The sequence below is a fragment of the uncultured Mesonia sp. genome, from assembly GCA_947499595.1.
Classification (GTDB): domain Bacteria; phylum Bacteroidota; class Bacteroidia; order Flavobacteriales; family Flavobacteriaceae; genus Mesonia; species Mesonia sediminis.
Window position 1 is genome coordinate 1 of the sequence record CANMOY010000045.1, and the last position, 492, is coordinate 492.

A 492-nucleotide genomic window follows, 5' to 3' on the forward strand; every position below is an offset into this window, starting at 1 on the left:
ATTGTGTGCCCAACGGGGGCTTTGAACGCGATGCTACCACCTCGACGGCCTCGGGTTATAGTTTTGCGTATTATGATATTTCATCAGGGTATCCAAACGGTCATCAACAATGCCAAACCGATTTAAACAGTATTCCTTTACAAACTAAAAATAACTTGGATCCTGTAAATAGTAGCATTAATTTTTCTAATTTTGATTGCTATGCCTATATACTAACCCCGGGGCCCGATAGTTTTATGTCTGGTTCTTCTACAACTCAAATCAGGGTAGAACCCAATACCCCTTATAATCAACGGGCTATCGGTTTAAACGATCTTGCTGCAATAGGAAGTATGAGTGTGATGACAAAAGAAATCATTGCCGGGCAAAGCTTTTCCTTTGATTATGCTTTAGGCATGGAAAATACTACTAACACAAATTTACCTTCCGTTGTACTTCCTTTTTTTAAGGTACAAATATGGGATCAAAACAATAACCTGGTCAGTGAGCAGT

General features: G+C 39.2%; 1 protein-coding gene. It reads left to right on the plus strand.

Going from position 1 to position 492, the window contains the following annotated elements:
* Positions 1–492, plus strand: a 492-nt coding sequence (locus tag ACH2AZ_RS12500; protein ID WP_394908100.1) for a hypothetical protein, incomplete at both ends; no start/stop codon positions are given.